The sequence below is a fragment of the Paraglaciecola chathamensis S18K6 genome, assembly GCA_000314955.1.
In the GTDB taxonomy this organism is placed as follows: Bacteria; Pseudomonadota; Gammaproteobacteria; order Enterobacterales; family Alteromonadaceae; genus Paraglaciecola; species Paraglaciecola chathamensis.
Map to the genome: position 1 here is coordinate 1 of BAEM01000006.1, position 17,539 is coordinate 17,539.

General features: G+C 44.7%; 15 protein-coding genes. 11 read left to right on the forward strand and 4 right to left on the reverse strand.

Annotated features, from left to right (window positions below):
• Positions 1-1,224: 1,224 nt before the first annotated feature.
• Together GCHA_RS01275 and GCHA_RS01280 are read left to right on the forward strand one after the other, a co-directional pair.
• On the forward strand, positions 1,225-1,422 hold the full coding sequence (locus GCHA_RS01275; protein ID WP_007984203.1) for a hypothetical protein: 198 nt from the start codon (positions 1,225-1,227) through the stop codon (positions 1,420-1,422).
• Positions 1,423-1,797: 375 nt separating this feature from the next.
• Entirely contained in the window at positions 1,798-2,781 is a 984-nt protein-coding gene (locus tag GCHA_RS01280) for a GGDEF domain-containing protein (RefSeq protein ID WP_007984204.1), read from the forward strand.
• An 8-nt stretch (positions 2,782-2,789) separates the two neighbouring features.
• On the opposite strand, the gene GCHA_RS01285 is transcribed toward GCHA_RS01280, so the two are convergent.
• Positions 2,790-4,007: an MFS transporter gene (locus tag GCHA_RS01285; protein ID WP_007984205.1), complete on the reverse strand. Its 1,218-nt coding sequence runs from the start codon at positions 4,005-4,007 to the stop codon at positions 2,790-2,792.
• A 370-nt stretch (positions 4,008-4,377) separates the two neighbouring features.
• Between GCHA_RS01285 and GCHA_RS01290 the strand changes: the two genes are divergently transcribed.
• From GCHA_RS01290 to GCHA_RS01320, 7 genes are all read left to right on the forward strand, one after another.
• Complete coding sequence (locus GCHA_RS01290; protein ID WP_007984206.1) at positions 4,378-6,759, forward strand: TonB-dependent receptor; 2,382 nt, start codon at positions 4,378-4,380, stop codon at positions 6,757-6,759.
• A gap of 22 nt (positions 6,760-6,781) precedes the next feature.
• Positions 6,782-8,923 (forward strand): dihydrolipoyl dehydrogenase family protein, encoded by a 2,142-nt coding sequence (locus GCHA_RS01295; protein ID WP_007984207.1) that lies wholly within the window; start codon positions 6,782-6,784, stop codon positions 8,921-8,923.
• A 90-nt stretch (positions 8,924-9,013) separates the two neighbouring features.
• On the forward strand, positions 9,014-9,892 hold the full coding sequence (locus GCHA_RS01300) for a DUF547 domain-containing protein (protein ID WP_007984208.1): 879 nt from the start codon (positions 9,014-9,016) through the stop codon (positions 9,890-9,892).
• Positions 9,876-11,120, forward strand: coding sequence for an ABC transporter substrate-binding protein (locus tag GCHA_RS01305; protein ID WP_007984209.1), 1,245 nt, complete (start codon positions 9,876-9,878; stop codon positions 11,118-11,120). The genes GCHA_RS01300 and GCHA_RS01305 overlap by 17 nt, the downstream gene beginning before the upstream one ends.
• A 1-nt stretch (position 11,121) precedes the next feature.
• Positions 11,122-12,819, forward strand: a complete 1,698-nt coding sequence (locus GCHA_RS01310) for an ABC transporter permease subunit (RefSeq protein WP_007984210.1) — start codon at positions 11,122-11,124, stop codon at positions 12,817-12,819.
• Positions 12,803-13,465, forward strand: coding sequence for an ATP-binding cassette domain-containing protein (locus GCHA_RS01315; protein WP_007984213.1), 663 nt, complete (start codon positions 12,803-12,805; stop codon positions 13,463-13,465). Before GCHA_RS01310 ends, GCHA_RS01315 begins: the two co-directional genes overlap by 17 nt.
• A 75-nt stretch (positions 13,466-13,540) precedes the next feature.
• A complete protein-coding gene (locus GCHA_RS01320; protein WP_007984215.1) occupies positions 13,541-14,155 on the forward strand; it encodes a CDP-alcohol phosphatidyltransferase family protein in 615 nt (204 codons plus the stop codon).
• Positions 14,156-14,161: 6 nt separating this feature from the next.
• Here GCHA_RS01320 and GCHA_RS01325 read toward each other — a convergent pair whose 3' ends face one another.
• Positions 14,162-14,971 (reverse strand): sterol desaturase family protein, encoded by an 810-nt coding sequence (locus tag GCHA_RS01325; RefSeq protein ID WP_007984217.1) that lies wholly within the window; start codon positions 14,969-14,971, stop codon positions 14,162-14,164.
• A gap of 120 nt (positions 14,972-15,091) precedes the next feature.
• Here GCHA_RS01325 and GCHA_RS01330 point away from each other — a divergent pair, with 120 nt between their 5' ends.
• The gene (locus tag GCHA_RS01330) at positions 15,092-15,799 is read left to right on the forward strand and encodes a DUF1499 domain-containing protein (RefSeq protein WP_007984220.1); all 708 of its coding nucleotides are present in this window, start codon (positions 15,092-15,094) and stop codon (positions 15,797-15,799) included.
• A 144-nt stretch (positions 15,800-15,943) separates the two neighbouring features.
• Here the strand turns inward: GCHA_RS01330 and GCHA_RS01335 are convergent, their stop codons facing one another.
• A complete protein-coding gene (locus tag GCHA_RS01335; RefSeq protein WP_007984222.1) occupies positions 15,944-16,171 on the reverse strand; it encodes an EexN family lipoprotein in 228 nt (75 codons plus the stop codon).
• 292 nt (positions 16,172-16,463) lie between these two features.
• Between GCHA_RS01335 and GCHA_RS01340 the strand changes: the two genes are divergently transcribed.
• The gene (locus tag GCHA_RS01340; protein WP_007984225.1) at positions 16,464-17,024 is read left to right on the forward strand and encodes a porin family protein; all 561 of its coding nucleotides are present in this window, start codon (positions 16,464-16,466) and stop codon (positions 17,022-17,024) included.
• Positions 17,025-17,112: 88 nt separating this feature from the next.
• Here the strand turns inward: GCHA_RS01340 and GCHA_RS01345 are convergent, their stop codons facing one another.
• Positions 17,113-17,529 carry an acyl-CoA thioesterase gene (locus tag GCHA_RS01345; RefSeq protein WP_007984227.1) on the reverse strand — a complete coding sequence of 139 codons (417 nt, stop codon included), beginning with the start codon at positions 17,527-17,529 and terminating at the stop codon, positions 17,113-17,115.
• Between the last annotated feature and the right edge of the window lie 10 nt (positions 17,530-17,539).

The window sequence follows — 17,539 nt, forward strand, 5'->3', positions numbered from 1 at the left end:
AAAACAGCGTGCTTCCTTAGAAGCGGCTTAAGATGTTGTCCGTAGACCCTCTTAAGCGGGAGGCGTATAATACGCTCTCAATCTTCGATGTCAAGGTGTTATTTTTATTTAATTTCCATCAATTTTTGAAGTGAATCTAAAACCGACAAAAGCAAATCAAACCGCCTTGCATCACGCTGATTAAACACTTTTAAAAAGTCTTGAATCACCTGGTAAAACCAGTGTCAGTGCAGCTGTTTTAGCGGCTGTCCCGAAGCGAGATGCGCATTATAGAGATCCCATTTCTGATCGCAAGCGTTTATTGCAAAAAAAGGTTTAACCGAACACTTTATGAACAACCCGCCGTAAATACAGGCTATCTGTTGGTTTTTACAACAAAAAGAGATATGAAATAGTCGCTATGCGGCGATCCCGTGCTTCTTTTTATTAGATCAACACGCGCCTTAAGTAGTGCAAGCTCTGCTTCTAGTAAAAGATGGTAGAAAGTAAGCGCCGAGATTTACCTTTCTTACCGTTACATTTCGATCACTAGGTCCTATTGCCACTTCCACTTCCACTTCCACTTCCACTTCCACTTCCACTTCCACTTCCACTTCCAAGAAAGTTAACTCTTTTTAGAACTAGCATAAGTGAACAAAACGCCGAAACAAGGTATGCGCACACCAATCCGCATTAATAATGTGCCCCGTCAGAATGCATCCAGCTTATTTTCATTGTGCTGTCGTTATGTAGTAATGGGTGTTCCCTTATAAATAGTGGGAAGCAGTTAAGCGAATGTAGAACCTGGTTGTTCGTTTACGATGTCGCCAGCTCTTTATAACGCCCAGCCTTCTTTATAACGTTATGGCTTATCTATGATGTTCAATCTACTTTATATCACTCGAGCTCGATATTGCGCTTAGGCTCCCTTATTAGGCTCAGGGCTTTTTAGTACGCTCAAGGCTTTTCCCACGCTCAGGGCTCTTTATTACGCTCATGGCTTTTCCCACGCTCAAAGGCTTTTTTCAACGCTCAAGGCTGTTCATGTTTTCTTACTTGCTCGGGAAGCACTCGGAAGACTCGTTTTTTTATCTATAAATTCAATCAGTTAAAATCAGAAGAATAGCAGAAGGTTAAAAATCTCTCCCAGACGTACAGTGTTAACGTCGATTAACCCAGCATTCAGTATTGAGTCATTAATTGGCATTTACTCTCGGCCATATTAACGACATACAAGGAACTAACATGAAAACATTTTTACTTTTACACATCGCCCTACTTTGCGCTTTAGGCTACGTAAGCCAAAGCATATTTTTTGGCCCAGTAGGAGACATTCTATTTACGGTGGCCAGCGTGATATGTGTGCCGATCGTCAGTGCATACGCGTTGAAGTGTTATTTCAGTCTTACTTCTATGCGTCAGCGTAATCACAGATTGCAATAAGGGTTACCTATTTTACATGCCGGTTTAGCCTAACTTTATTATACGTCCCCGCACCCAAAGCACATATGCTTCGGGTGCCTCTTTGCTTTGCCCCCCCATTTATGCCCGTTCTATGAGCTGTTCATGCGCTATCTAAAGCGCGTGTTTTATTTTATCCCTAATAAAACTGCTATTGCCCGTCTCTTTAGAACAAGAACAAAGCAAATCCCATGATTCCACTTTAAAGAAGAAAAGGAAAAGCAACAATTTACCACCTTATAAACTTCAATTAAAACAATAAGATAAAAGCAGAAGGTTAGCAGAAGGTATTATAGACATTAGTTTAATACAGTTTATCCATCGCATATCAACCTAGATAGTTGGAACGGAAGCAAGATGGCAAACTCAAATAAACATAACGAAAAAAATGCTAAATCACCGTCGCTGTTAGACACCTTCTCACTACCACTGGTAAACGAAAAAATGAATGCCTTCAGTAGAATGGCAAACGTTATTGCTGAAGCGATCTTTATCGTCAATGATGAAGGGGTTATTGAGATGATAAACCCTTTGGCCGCAAAGTTTTTTGGCGCCCCCCAAGAGGCCTTAATAGGTCAAAAATGGTTTACCTTTTTGCACGAACGTTATCGCGAACAGTATGAATACCTTTTTCTAAACTGGAACCAGAATATAGACTTACCTTTGAGTCACGGCCCTAAGGAAGTTTTAGTCGAACGCACTGATCGAACATGGTTAGAAGTTGATTTGTCAGTTTCGTGTTTGCCTGCTTCTATCACCGAATCATCTCCTTTTTATGTCGGTGTCATGCACAGTTTGACTAAACACAAGTCTGAGTATGGGGAGTTACGTAGACTTGCCTCTACTGATCATCTAACTGGGTTAGCTAATCGACATAATCTAGAAAAAACCTTACAAAAAAGCTGGCTTGAGTGCTTAAACACAGAGCAAGCCATTAGCCTTATTCTTATCGACGTAGACTATTTTAAGCTGTTTAACGATCAGTTCGGTCATATCAATGGTGACAAGTGCTTGCAGAAAATAGCGAAAACCATTGAGCAATGCTTACCAGCTAACGACTGCATGGCTGCTCGCTACGGCGGTGAAGAGTTTGCCGTAATCCTACCTCGCCTGCCTTCTGTGAGTGCTGAGATCGTCGCTAAGGATATTCAAAACCAAATTAACATCCTCAAGTTTAGCGAATTAGGGCTACCATCAACCTTCAGAGTAAGTGTTAGCCAGGGTATAGCAACAGAACTAGGCGGACGATACCGCACATCTGAAGCACTTATTTGCGCAGCCGATACCGCACTATATCGGGCTAAATCTGAAGGGCGAAATAGGATTAGTACCAGCCTGTAAAGATGCGGTTAGCTTTGTGAAGGAACACCAAAAGCGCGTTTGGCCAGTAGCAGAATCAACACAGCCACCAGCATTAAAAACGCGCTAAGTCCGAAGAGTTGAGCAGCTGGTAAGTATTCGACAACCGCGCCGGTGACAAAACCCGCCAACAACATGCCAAAAGCAAATGCATTTTGATATAGCGTGGCACCAAAGGTCGGTTGGCTCGGTAACAGCCCTTGTAATAAATTAACCCCCAGCCCCGCCATAAAGCCGTACATGATTGCTTTGAGCGCCTGTAAAGCAAACAAGTAAAGCATGCTCTGATTAAACGGCAATAAAATAAAAAAGACGATGCCACAGGCGCTTGCAGCCATAAAAAGCTGATGGTAAGAAAACCGTGACAGTAAATTAACGCAGCGCACGATAAGCGCCACTTCCATTACGGCGGCCGTCATAAAAAGTGTACCGACTAAACTGACTGGTAACGACTGCTCTACAAAATATACAGGCAACAAGTGCTGATATAGGGTGATGGCAAAACTAACCACAGCAAAAAACAACGCTGGCGCAACGAGGTGCCGATACTGATGCCACTCTCCCACGCGCTGTAAGGTTCTGTTCACATCATCCGGTGCAATAGTCATGTATTGTTTTTCAACCACATTATTCTTGTGCGGCCCAGCAGGCAAAGTTGACGTATTACCTGTGGGCAGAATCAAAAATATGCCTGCTAGTAGGGGTAATAATGCGCCAAGTAAATAAAAAAACCAGCTAAACCCAACATATTCGACGAGATAAAACGCAATCCCTGGGCACACCACCCAAGCAGCACTGACGGTTGCCATCAAGCGCGCATTGACTCGATTGATTTTTTCACTTGAAAAATAACGAAAAGCGACCCCCATCAATAATGAGGTTGAGGCGTGAAATGGAGCAAACAGTAGCAGCATCACAATACACGACAATGTGTAGTTTTGCGTATTGGCTAATACTAATAAAGCACCACACGCTATAAAGCTAATAGCGAACAACCCGACTTTATGCTTGCCTACGCGCTCTACAATACGTGCAATGATAAAAGCATAGGCAATGCTACTGAGGGCGTATCCTCCTAATAACGCGCTTAACTCGCTGGCCGTTGCATCCAGATAACGGTAAGCATACAAAGACAGCACAGGCATCAAACTTGCCATTACACAGGCGTTCAAAAAGCCCGCTAAATAGTAACGACTGTCTTTATCCATGACGCTCACAATATGACTCATCTTCAATACAGCTATTCTTCTATTGGCGATAATATATTTATGCATGCCTACAGAGTCAGGTGTAGCCCAATCCTATAGAACTGCATCATAGGGTATTGTACGGTAAAAGCGTAAAGCCTATAACACATTGTTTATTATGATTTTTAATTTATATTGTAGGTCTGAATAGCCCTATAAAAAGTCAATTACCAGCCAACATAGCAGCACAAAAATAAACTATTCGCGTTATTACGCGTAAGAGATATATAACGTTTCGAACTAAAATAAGCGAATTGCTTAGAAAGTTAGTGCAATAAAAATCGCAGCCGATAGGTCTCTTGGGACAGAATCATTTTAAAAGGAAAAAAACATGTCGACTTTATCCCACAGTTTATTTGTTAGCGCTAGCGTAGCGATGGCATTCACTGTGAGCGCCCAAGAGAAGACTCGCTCTGCTGAGCAAGAAGCTCTTCAGGACAACAACTTAGAGCACGTCACCGTTACAGGCTCAGCTCAGCCAGCTCTGGTTATGTCACCCAAAAATGCCATTATCGATGGTCCATTTGGTAAAGATAAAAGTTTGACGGACATTGCCCGTACCCTAACGTCAATTTCCAGCGACATGTTAGAGCAGTTATCCATTGATGATCTACAGGACGTTCTGGCCTTAGTGCCAAACACTTATTCTGCCAGTGGCTTTGGCGCGCCTAGCCTGCCAACTATTCGTGGTCAGTTAGGTGAATTATTTCAGCAAGGTATGCGCCGCCAGGCAGGCAACAATGGTTTTGGGATCCCGCTGTCATTTAACAGTGTCGGGCAAATTGACGTAGTCAAAGGAGCGCCTTCGGTCATACTCGGTACAACGCAACGTAACGGAGGTTTTGTCAATCTCAATAATAAAACCGCTACTTTGTCTGGTACAGATGTAAAGCTTCAAGCCAGCGCGGGTAGCTGGGAGCATTATCGCGGCCAAGTGGATGTGAACACAGCCATAGAAGAAGGTAAAAGTGGTATTCGGGTGAGCGCCGAATACATAGATAACGACAGTTACTATGATTTCACCGAATACCAAAGTGAAGACTTATTCATTGCCTACACGCTATTACCAGACGACAAATCAAGCTGGAACATCAGCTTTGAGTATTACGACGTAGATTTTACCGACAACGCAGGTATTAACCGCCCAACACAAAACCTTATCGATAATGGTTTATACATTACCGGTCAAGGCGTACAACCCAATGGGTCACAAGTGCCAGGTGCTTTTGCTGTGGTATCACCAACTGGTGAAGTACGCATTCCCCGCAGTACAGTATTAACTGACCCAGATAACATCAACAATGCGCAAACTTACGTATTGCATAGCACTTACGAGCGTCAACTCAATGCGGTGCACACGTTAACTAACCGCAGTTATTTTCAGTATTTAAACCGAGAAGAAATCACCCAAAATAGTTTTGTTGAAATCATCGATGGAGCGAAAACCGCGCAAAACCGCCTTGAAATCAACTCAACATGGTCTGGCGCCCAACAAACAACATGGGGAGTCGATATTCGTTATAACGATGTGCTCGGCTATAGCCAATTCACCACAGAAGCTGACTTACCCATCGATTTACTGGGCAGCATAGAACAACGCCGTATCCCTCTCACCCAAGCTCAACAAGCGCGTTTAGTCGAGCTTCGCCCCGGGGTATTTGTTTCTCCTGGCGCTAATTACGACGTTGACGGAGATGGCAACAATGACTTTTCGCTGTCAGACACCACAGACTCCACTACTTGGCAAACGGGTTTGTTTGCCGAACAAGACAGTGACTGGACAAACAGATTTAGCACCACCATTGGCCTTCGAGCCGATCATTATGATGTAACCGCCCGGGATGCTTTACCACCTGCTGGGCAAATTGCTGCACAAGATAGCTTCAGCAAATGGTTGTACTCAGGCTCTGCTAGTGCTCGCTTTAAAATGACTAACGATTTCGTATCTTACGCTACTTACAGTTATAGCGAAGCTACGTCTAACAGTATGGGCGGCGGTACCGTTTTAGGTGCCGACAACAAAATAAACCCACTGAATTTTGCGACTGAGAATGAGCTATTCGAACTCGGTGTTAAATATTCACCGGCAGATTCACCTTGGTATGCTGACGCCTCTGTATTTGAGCAAACCCGCAGTTTACGTAATCGCGATGGTAGCAACACAGGTATTATTGCCAAGGGGTTTGAGGCCCAAATGTTTTATCAAGGTAGCAACGTGTGGGCAAATATTGGTTACAGCTATTTAGATGCGCGCTACGATGACTCGGCCAGCGCCCAAGACTCACAACAAGTGGCCGACGCATTTGATAACTCGCGCCCTGATATCATTCAAGGTACGGGTATTGGTGCCCCCAATTTTGCTGGTTTCGCGCCATCGAATCAGCGAGTACAGGGCATACCAGAACAAACAGTTTCAGCCAGCGCAGGCTATCAAATATTTGATAATTGGGATGTATCGGGCTCAGCCATTTACACAAAAAGTTATCCCTTGGACTACTTAGCAACCGTGTTAATCCGCGATCAAATTACCATTAATATCAACACCAATGTTGCCCTTACCGAGCAATCGAGCTTACGCCTAGAAGTTCACAACTTAACTGACGAAAACAACTGGCGCCCCGTATTTGAGGGCGGTTATTTCGGCTCTACATTAGTGTTTCCTGAACTGCCACGAAATGTTCAGTTAACGTATACCTACAACTTTAAGGCCTAGCTCTCTAAGGAATCAGCCTATCATGAACAGTAAACGTATTATCCTAGTCGCCATCATCGTAGCGCTTATTGCTAGCTTCTTTGTGCTCGACCTCAATCAGTATCTCACGCTAGAAAGCCTCAAAAGTAATCAACAAGATTTAGCTCAGTATATAGAGGCAAACTGGCTAATAGCCTTTATAGGGTATTTAGTTATTTATGCAGCTGCCACCGCGCTTAGCGTGCCAGGTGCGGCTATTTTAACCTTAGGAGCAGGAGCGTTATTCGGTTTCGGCTGGGGCTTATTATTGGCGTCTTTCGCTTCAAGTATTGGCGCAACATTGGCATTTTTGGCGTCGCGCTTTTTATTGCGCGATTGGGTGAAAAACACCTTTTCTAAAAAACTCGAGTCTATCGACAAAGGCGTAGAAAAAGACGGTGCATTTTACCTACTAAGCTTGCGTTTGGTGCCCATTTTCCCTTTCTTTATCATTAATTTAGTGATGGGTGTCACAAGTATAAAAACTTGGACTTACTACTGGGTTAGCCAGTTAGGTATGTTAATCGGCACAGCCGTTTACGTGAACGCTGGTACCCAATTGGTAGAAATCAATCAACTATCAGACATTATCTCAACCGACCTTATCCTTTCATTTGTACTGTTAGGTATATTCCCTATTTTGGCTAAGTTTATCTTAAGCGCACTGCAACAGCGCCGTGTGTATAAAGGCTGGAAAAAACCAAAGAAATTTGACCGTAACCTAGTGGTTATCGGTGCAGGCTCAGCAGGTTTGGTTACTGCCTATATCGCAGCCGCCATTAAGTCTAAAGTGACCTTGGTAGAACGTCACAAAATGGGCGGCGATTGCTTAAACACCGGCTGCGTTCCATCAAAAAGTATATTGCACGCCAGTAAACTTGCGCACATACATCACACTTCGCAAAACGCCGGTGTGACCTATGAAGCACCAAAAATTGATTTTAAAGCGGTAATGAATAAGGTTCACAGTGTTATTAAATCCATTGAACCCCATGACTCCGTTGAGCGTTATGAGTCACTCGGGGTAAACGTTAGCATAGGTAATGCGACTATCGTTTCACCTTGGCAGGTGGATATACAAACCGAAAATGGTGTTGAGTCATTAACCACACGTAATATCGTTATTGCAACGGGTGCGCGTGCTTTTGTACCTGATATCCCAGGCTTAAAAGACATCGACTATTTAACCGCAGATAACCTTTGGGAAATCACTGAGCAGCCCAAACGCATGATAGTGCTAGGTGGTGGCCCCATTGGTTGTGAGTTGTCTCAAGCGTTTGGTCGCTTAGGCACCCATGTCACGCAAATTGAGCGCGGCGATCAAGTTCTGAGTAAGGAAGATCCCGATGCAGCCAAGCACTTGCAAACTCAACTTGAAAAAGACGGCATTGATTTACGCCTAAACACCAGCGCTATGGCGGTTGAAACCACCAGCGAAGGCAATGTGTTAGTCGTAGAGTTTGAAGGCAAAGAAGAGCGCATCCCGTTTGACAAGATTTTGGTTGCTGTGGGTCGCCAAGCGAACCTAACAGGCTTTGGTTTAGAAGACCTCGGCATAGAGACCGACCGCACCGTTATCACCAATGACTTTTTACAAACCAAGTATCCGAATATATTGGCGGCGGGTGATGTGGCTGGGCCTTATCAATTTACCCACACAGCGAGCCACCAAGCTTGGTACGCCGCAGTTAATGCGTTATTTAGACCGTTTAAAACCTTTAAAGTCGACTATAGCGTTATCCCTTGGGCAACCTTTGCTGAGCCTGAAATTGCCACCGTTGGATTAAACGAAATGTCAGCCAAACAACAAGGTATCGATTTTGAGGTAACGCGTTACGATATAGGCGGCCTTGACCGCGCATTAGCAGACGATCACGCTCGGGGCTTTGTTAAAGTACTAACCAAGCCGGGTAAAGATAAGATTTTAGGGGCGACAATAGTCGGTGCCAATGCTGGTGAACTGCTTGCAGAGTTTGTACTTGCCATGAAACATGGTCTTGGTTTGAACAAAATATTGGGCACGATACATATTTACCCTACCATGGCTGAAGCGAATAAAAACGTTGCCGGTAACTGGAAGAAAGACCATGCGCCGCAAAAAGTGCTCGACTTCGTTGAACGTTTTCACACGTGGCGTCGTAAATAAGCGCTTGTTTGTAAATCGCTTATAAAATCAAAAAGCGTACTGTATTTACCTCAGTACGCTTTAATTCAAAAGACACTAACGGAGAACGTCATGCCAACGCCAAAAAGTCGCGTTAAACGCTTGATACAAAACATGCTCACGGTGAGTGGCTTGGTAATTACCTTGTTTTCACCTGTTTTACATGCTGCTGAATTTGATCATCGCTACACAAACTTTGATCAGCTGTTAACCCAGGTGGTGCAAACCTCCGCTGATAAAAAGCAAACCCGGGTGAACTATCAAAGGCTGTCAGTAAAAAGCGATATCTTACAAAGATCGTTAAATGCATTTTCTGCTGTGAGTAAAAGTCAATTTGACGGCTGGGACGAGCAGCAACAACTTAGCTTTCTTATCAATGCTTACAATGGGTTTACCCTAAAGCTGATCACTGATAACTGGGATGAATTTAAACAAGGGGATGCTGATTCTATTCGTGACTTAGGCAGTTTATTTACGACTCCTTGGGAAAAGAAGTTTTTCACGCTATTCAATGAAAAACACAACCTAGATGACATTGAACACGAAATGGTGCGCAAATGGTTTAAAGAGCCACGTATTCATGCGGCGCTTGTTTGTGCAGCTGTGTCATGTCCACCTTTGCGCGATGAAGCATTTGTGGCAAGTGCATTAACAACCCAGCTTGATAGCCAAATGCAGCGCTTTTTAGCAGATAACAGCCGCAATGAAATAAAGATAAATGGCCAAGAAGGTGAAGCGTCTTTGTCTTCTATTTTTAAATGGTATCGTGGCGACTTTGAAAAAGGCCAGCAAGGCTTCCACTCATTATTTGATTTACTTAGCACCTACAGCGAAGCACTCGTCGAGGGTGACGATAACGCACAGGCTCAGCGCAATTTGCTCAAAAGTGCCGATTACCCAATTACTTTTAAGGACTACGACTGGCGTTTAAATGATGTGGCAAACTTCTAAACACGCAAACATTAGGTCGCGCATTGGTTTCTTTAACTCCTTTGGCTGGGCAAACCTTGCTCTGCTATTTGCTGTGTTGCTATCCGTGCTCAGTGTGAGCCCGGTTGCTCTTGGCAACAGCACCCTAAAGGAAACAATTAGCGAGCTTGAAGCCTCTCAACAATGGCAGCAAACCTTAAAAGAAGCTCGCGGCCAAACGGTGTATTTTTATGCGTGGGGCGGTTCAAAGCCCGTTAATGATTATTTACGCTGGGCCGCGCGGGAAATCGCCAGCCGATATAAAGTGCGCTTGCGTCATGTGAAAGTTGCTGACATCAGTGAAGCCGTTAGCCGCTTAAAAGCTGAAGATGGCAGTAAAAGTGCCATCGATTTGTTATGGGTTAACGGCGAGAATTTTAGCTATCTAAAAGCACAAAAATTATTATTGGGTAAGCTACCATCTGCCATTCCCAATACTACCCTACTAGCCACAGAGCAACTTTCATTACATAACGATTTTGGCGTACCGATGGAGGGTTATGAAGTGCCTTGGGGTGTGGGGCAATTTAACCTCATCGCTAATCAGTCGTTGTTTTCTGCTAAAAACCCTGAACAAACCAGCATCACGCCTGCGGATATCCTTAGTGCTGCCGAGCGTAACCCGGGGCGTATTAGCTACCCTCGCCCGCCAGAATTTCATGGCACCACCTTTTTAAAACAGCTTTTGGTCGCCTTGACGAATAGCGACCCGCGCTTGTTTGCCTTAGCCACACCAAATGCACAACAGCAGTTACTTCCTGTTCTTTGGCATTACCTGGACAAGCTTCACCCGATAATTTGGCAAAACGGCAGCGCATTTCCAAGTTCAAACACAGAACAACTCGCCTTATTTACCCAACAACAACTAGATTTAGCTGTTAGCTTTAATCCCAATCAAATGGCAAAAGAGCAGAGCGAAAAGCGTATAGCCAGCAACGCCCAGCGTTTATTTTTTGACGGTGGCGCAATTACCAACAGCCATAATTTAGCGATCCCTAAGGGGGCTCAAAGCCCTGCTGGGGCAAAAGTGGTGATCCACTTCTTATTAAGTGAACTGGCACAAAAACATAAGGTTGATGGCAGTTGGGGCGACCCTGCTGTCATTACGCCATTATTAGATCCCGCTTCTACCTTACCCGCACAACAAGAGCTGCACAGCTCTTGGCAACAAGTGATTGAAGATACATGGCAACAAAAGTACGGCGCTTGATGTGAATAACCGCCTGTTAGCAAAAAGCCAACTCTCACCCAGCAATCAATTATACAGCGCAATTGACCTCGGGCTCAAAAGCACCGCTTGGGTGTTGGTTGCTATCATTGCTTTAGCACCTTTGTTTGGTGTCGTTATCGGTTTGTGGCCAGCAGCGGAGCTAGACTGGGCTGCCATCAGTCGCTTCTTAGGTTATAACGGCCTTGCATACTCCGTAGCCAGCACCTTGTTGTTGTCTTTAGTTGCGCCTCTTATTGCGCTGTATATCGCATTTATGGTGTATAGCCAATATCGCTTTAACCGGCGCTGGCAATCATTAGAAAAACGCCTAGCCCCTCTTTTATCTTTGCCTCATTTAGCCGTAGCGTTAGGGCTGGTTTATTTGTTTAGTTCAGGGGGAATGCTGTGGAGCGTCCTGTGGGGGTTTGTCGGCCAAACTGCGCCTGAATGGCTAGGTTTACCACGCAAAAGTATGCTGACAATGATACTGGCCATCAGTATCAAGGAAGTACCGTTTTTCTTACTGATTTTCAGTGCCATTGGACGCCAGCTAGCTATTAAACAGTGGTTACTGCAGGGGCGAGCACTGGGCTACAGTGAAAGTGCAAGTTGGTGGCTGATCGTATTTCCTGTGGTGCTAAAACAATCTCGCTTAGCCGTACTCGCAGCTATGGCATATACCTTGTCAGTGCTGGATATCAGCTTATTAATCGGTCCGAATATTCCCGAGTTGTATGCAGTCGTGTTGTACAACTGGCAAACCGGTTTCACCCCTGACGAACAAACCTTTGCGTTCTTAGGTAACTTGCTGCTAATTGCTATGCTGGGCGTATTAATCGCATGTATTTATATTCACGAACGATTGGTAACGAAACAATTAGCAAACCAAGCTGTTATGGCAAACCCGCTGAACATTACCCGGCTCAGTGGAGTATTCACCGCCTGGTTAGGCTTTTTTAGTCTGTTAACCCTAGCCATTCTTGCTACTTTTTTACTTTGGTCGCTGGGGTGGAATACACACAGCACATTTAACACAGCAAATTGGTCAACCTCTTTATGGCAAGATGAGTGGTTCTTCATGCAAGGACCACTGCTTAACAGCCTACACATTGCTTTTTTTAGCAGTATTTTAGGGGTCGGGGTTACATTGTTGGCCCTCGAATTACAGCGCCACAACAAACGTTATTTCCCTGATTACTTGTGGTTACTAGCCATATTACTACCACAACTGAGCATGGTGTACGGCTGGCAAATAGTGCATACCAGTAGCAATGCAAGCTACCACAGTAGTTGGATTATCTTGTCCCATGTGCCATTTACCTTTGCCTATAGCTATTTGGTATTACGCGGTCCTTTTCAAAGCCTCAACCGGCACTACGAATTAGTTGCTGCCAGTTTTGGTTACTCGCCTTGGCAAAGGTGGTGGAAAGTGCGTTTTATGCTTCTTCGCCCCGCTCTGTTGAGTGCGTTTGCCATCGCGTTTTCTGTCAGTATTGCCCAGTACATTCCTACGTTAATGATAGGGGCTGGCCGTGTTGCCACCATCACCACTGAAGCGGTGGCGATCGCATCAGGTAACGAGCAAAGCATCACGGCTGTGTACATACTCGTGCAAGCGGCATTGCCGTTTATCGCTTTTTTAGTAGCCAGTATTTTAGCCCAACGTACCCGAGGAAGTGTCGATGCTGAGCATCAATAATTGCCAAATACAGATTGAAGGGTGCCTGATCACCTTACCCAATATCACCCTTGAAAAGGGTGAACTTTTAGTCATAACCGGCCCAAGCGGTATGGGTAAATCAACCTTCTTACATTGGATATTGGGGGATAGCATACGTCACGCTAACATCAGCGGTGAAATCATGTTAAATGGTGTGCCACTCAGCGGTGTCAATATTGAACAGCGCCGTATAGGCCTACTGATGCAAGACGTGCATTTATTCCCTCATTTAAACGTGCTGGATAATATCTGCTTTGCCCTACCACATAGGTTGAAAGATGAGCAAGGCAGCAAGCTAAGCAGACGCCAGCGCAAAGATTCCGCGATGCAAATGCTGAACAAAATTAATATGGGCTACGTGGCAGAGCATTATAGCCACCAGCTTAGCGGGGGCGAGCGTTCCCGCGTGGGTTTAGTGCGTGCACTGGCGAATCAACCCCAAGCACTATTGATGGACGAACCATTTGCAGCACTTGACCCCGATACCAGCGCTAAAGTCAGCCAATGGGCTTTTAGCCAATTACACGAGCGCGGCGTACCCAGCATCATGGTCAGCCATGATCTAAACAACATTCCATCTCAGGCCCAGCACCTCGATTTAGCCAACTATTTTCAGCAGGTTTAAACACCAGCCAATGACGTATACTAGACTTGAGGTGACTGCTGTTAAGCAGCCATGAATTTTCACTTAAGGTAAACTATGTTCGACCCATTATTAAACAAAGTATTGAAAAAGCCCTTGTGCGGCCTGGCAAAACAACTGATTAAACGCGGCGTGAGCGCCGATAAAGTCACGGTTGTGGGTTTCATTGTGGGAATGCTCGCCGTGCCGGCAATTATCTATGGTCATTACACCTTTGCTTTGTGTTTAATTTTGTTAAACCGTCTTGGGGATGGGCTTGACGGTGCAATTGCCAGAGAAACCTCGCCGTCTGATGCCGGCGGCTTTTTAGACATCACCTTAGACTTTATCTTTTATTCAGCCATTGTATTTGCTTTTGTCTGTGCAAACCCAGTTCAGAACGCAGTCGCTGGCAGCTTTTTGATGTTGTCGTTTATGGGAACAGGAGGCAGCTTTCTGGCCTTTGCCATTATGGCGAGCAAACACGGTATCGACAGCCCAAACTACCCACAAAAAAGCTTACATTATATGGGTGGCTTGGCTGAAGGCTTTGAAACCATTTTAGTGCTGTGCTTATTTTGCTTATTCCCTAACCAGTTTGTGATAATCGCCAGTGTGTTTGCAGTGATTTGCTGGTTAACAGCGGCCATACGCATATGGGTTGGTTACAACACCTTGGTTGCCACCAAATAAATCATGCTAAGGCTCTTTCACCTTAGGTGTTTTTCGAAATGGCATCAACAGCACGGTGCCAATCCCAGTATTGCGGCTTTCTGTGTTGTACTCTTTTAAGCCCAATACCAGGCCGTCATCCCCTTCTTTAGCCCTATGGGTATAACTCGCAAATACCCGATCCCAAACAGATAAACAAAAACCAAAGTTGCTATCGGTTTCTTTCACGACTTGGCTGTGATGAATACGATGCATGGCTTGGGTGACTATGATTTTACGCAATGGTTTTTCCAACCAATTAGGCAGCTTGATATTACTATGATTGAAAATCGCACTGGCATTTAGTGTTATTTCGAAAATTAAAATGGCTTCAATGGGCACACCCAGCAAATAAATACCTACGGCTTTAACCCCAATACTCAAACCAATCTCAATAGGATGAAAACGCAGGCCAGTTGAGGCATCAAGATGCGGGTCAGCATGATGCACTCGGTGCAAACGCCACAATATAGGCACGCGATGAAACACCCTATGCTGCCAATAAATCAAACAATCTAACGCCACCACAGCCAATGCAATAGCCAGCCAAGCAGGCATAGCCACCACATTGAGTAACCCAAACTGATGTTTGTCAGCCAATATTGCCACGACTGCTAAACCTGCGGGCACAATAAGCCGGCCCACAAGCGCACCACAAAAGACCAAGAAAAAATTGCTTAGCCAACGCCTGCTGCTAGCTACGGGCGACGTGCGATTAGGCAACATGGCTTCCCAAATCATCATCAAGGCCAGTACTAGAATAAAGCTGCCCATGCGCAGCCACACTTCATTTTGCATATTTATCCACGTTAATATTTATTAGAAAGTTAAGTCCAAAAACTGTTACTGATAGTATCAGTTTGTTGCTATATCATGACTTAACAAAAACCAGTTATAACAAAAAATGGAGTACACCCTATGAAGACCTTGGTTAGCCTAATTAGCTTTCTGGCCATTTTACTCGTCGCCTTACCTGGCCCTCTCTACAAATTCGGTATTTTAGAATTAGGAACTGCCTTTGCTGCCCTGCGCTTTGGTGTATACGCTGGTATCGCTGCATTGGTGCTGATCCTAATTCAAATTATTTTTATGCGTAAAAATATCAGCTGGGCGGGCGTAGCGGTCTGTGCAGTACTTGCCTTGGTCGCCGTTGGTTTACCTATGAGTATGATGAGTAAAGCGAAATCGGTCCCACCTATTCATGATATTTCAACCGACTTAACCAACCCGCCTAAATTCGTTGCGATTGTAGCCCTGCGCGCCGATGCGCCTAACCCGGTGGAATATGCCGGTGAAGAAACCGCTAAACAGCAGCGCGAGGCGTATCCAGAACTGACAACCCAAAAATACAGCCAAAGCACAGATCAGCTATTTGATGCGACCGAAAGTGCAGTCAATAGCTTGGGCTGGGAATTAGTGAACGCCGATAAATCATTAGGCATTATCGAAGCCACTGAAACCACGGCCTGGTTTGGCTTTAAAGACGATGTGGTAGTACGTATTCGTACCACAGGTGAAGAAAGCTTCCTTGATGTGCGCAGTAAATCTCGTGTCGGTAAAAGTGACTTAGGCAAAAACGCAGAACGTATTCATACGTTAATCGACGCTATCAACAGTCAACTTTAATCCTGACATCATCTGCTTGCCATGTTTCTATGCATGGCGATAATTCAAAAAAACGCCCAATGACTCACATCATTGGGCGTTTCTTTTTGGCGTAAAACACGCTAATCGCCGCCAGTTAGCCATCGTACGCTAATTAACCGTGTACTAGTTACCGAGCAAGCCTTTCATAACATTATTTAAAATTTGTTTCTGGGCTTCGGTGGCATTTTGGCATTCTTCGGTTTTTACATCTTCGCCTTTCATTAATTTCGCAGTGCACTCTTCTAACACTTCGCTTAATAGCTCAGGGTCGTCGACTAAATCTTCCACTGAAGGAGTGCCACACGCGCTAAGACCAAACACCAAAGGCAGTACGACTAATAATTTTTTCATTTTTCTTCCTTAAATCCCTGACTAAAAAGAAGCTGCTCGTTCGGGTTTAACGCCAGCTATACCTTCTCAACTAATTGAAAAAGCGAGAGTTACATATTCCTTAACAATTCCTCACGTTTGGATACTAAAAAAACTTCTCATAAAAGACAAGTTTTTCTATTGAAAATCAGTTGCTTAACATCATGTATAGGAGCGAGAGCAGGAGCAAAAATCGTATCCTAAGTCCGGTTAGACCATGCTAGCCCTTCGCTTCTGTTACTCATTTATCTCAACTTAGTATTAAGGATTTCCAATGAAAGCGACAAAAATTGCGTTAATCGCAGCAACTGTTATTTCCGTTCCTACTGCTTATGCAGCTTCTCCTGATTTCAACTACGTTGAAGGTGGTTATGCAAAAATTGACGTCGATAATAGCGACTACGAGCCAGACGGCTTTAAAGTATCCGGCTCTGCGTTAGTCGGCAAAAACGTATTTGTGAATGGCTCCTACACGGATACTTCTGATGAAATAGCAAATAGCGATGTTGATTTTAACCAACTTAGCTTAGGTTTAGGCTATCGCATGGCCGCATCTAGCAACACCGACGTTTACGGTTTGGTCAGTTATGAAGAAGCCGAGCTAGAAGACTATGACGAAAACGGTTATGGCCTTACCGCTGGGATCCGCTCTCGTGTCACCCCTAACATTGAACTTGATGGCGGCGTATCGTACATCGATTTGGACGATGACGACGATACCTATCTGAATTTAGGGGCAAGTTATTACTTTACCCCTGCTGCCGCGGTTAGTGTTTCGTATCGCACATCAGATGACAACGATATTATGGGTGTATCAGCACGCTACTCATTCTAATCTGAGCAACTCAGTTTTTGTATCTGTTATCACAGCGACAGAATCAACTGTCGCTGTATATAGCAACTTGCCCTAGGTAAAACGCGCGCTAAAAATTCTCTAACACGTAATCAGGTAATTCACTCTCTGGCGGTAATTGACTAGGTACGCCATTCTCATCAATCGCCACAAACTTAAAACGCCCTTGGGTGACCTTTTCCCGTAGCCCGATGCGATCTCGCCTTACCCAGGCTTCAACGTTGATCACCATAGAAGTACGCCCTAACTCAGCCACACTGGTATAAAGCCCTAAAATGTCCCCCACATGAACCGGACGAATAAAGCTCATGCTGTCTACCGACACTGTTACCACACGCCCCTGAGCACGTTGCCCAGCGCAAATACCCGCGGCGATATCCATTTGCGAAAGTACCCAACCGCCAAATATATCACCGGCAGCGTTTGTGTCTGCTGGCATGGCTAAAGTGCGAGTAGTTAATTTACCAAGAGCTTGTTCTTCATTCATTAGACTGCCT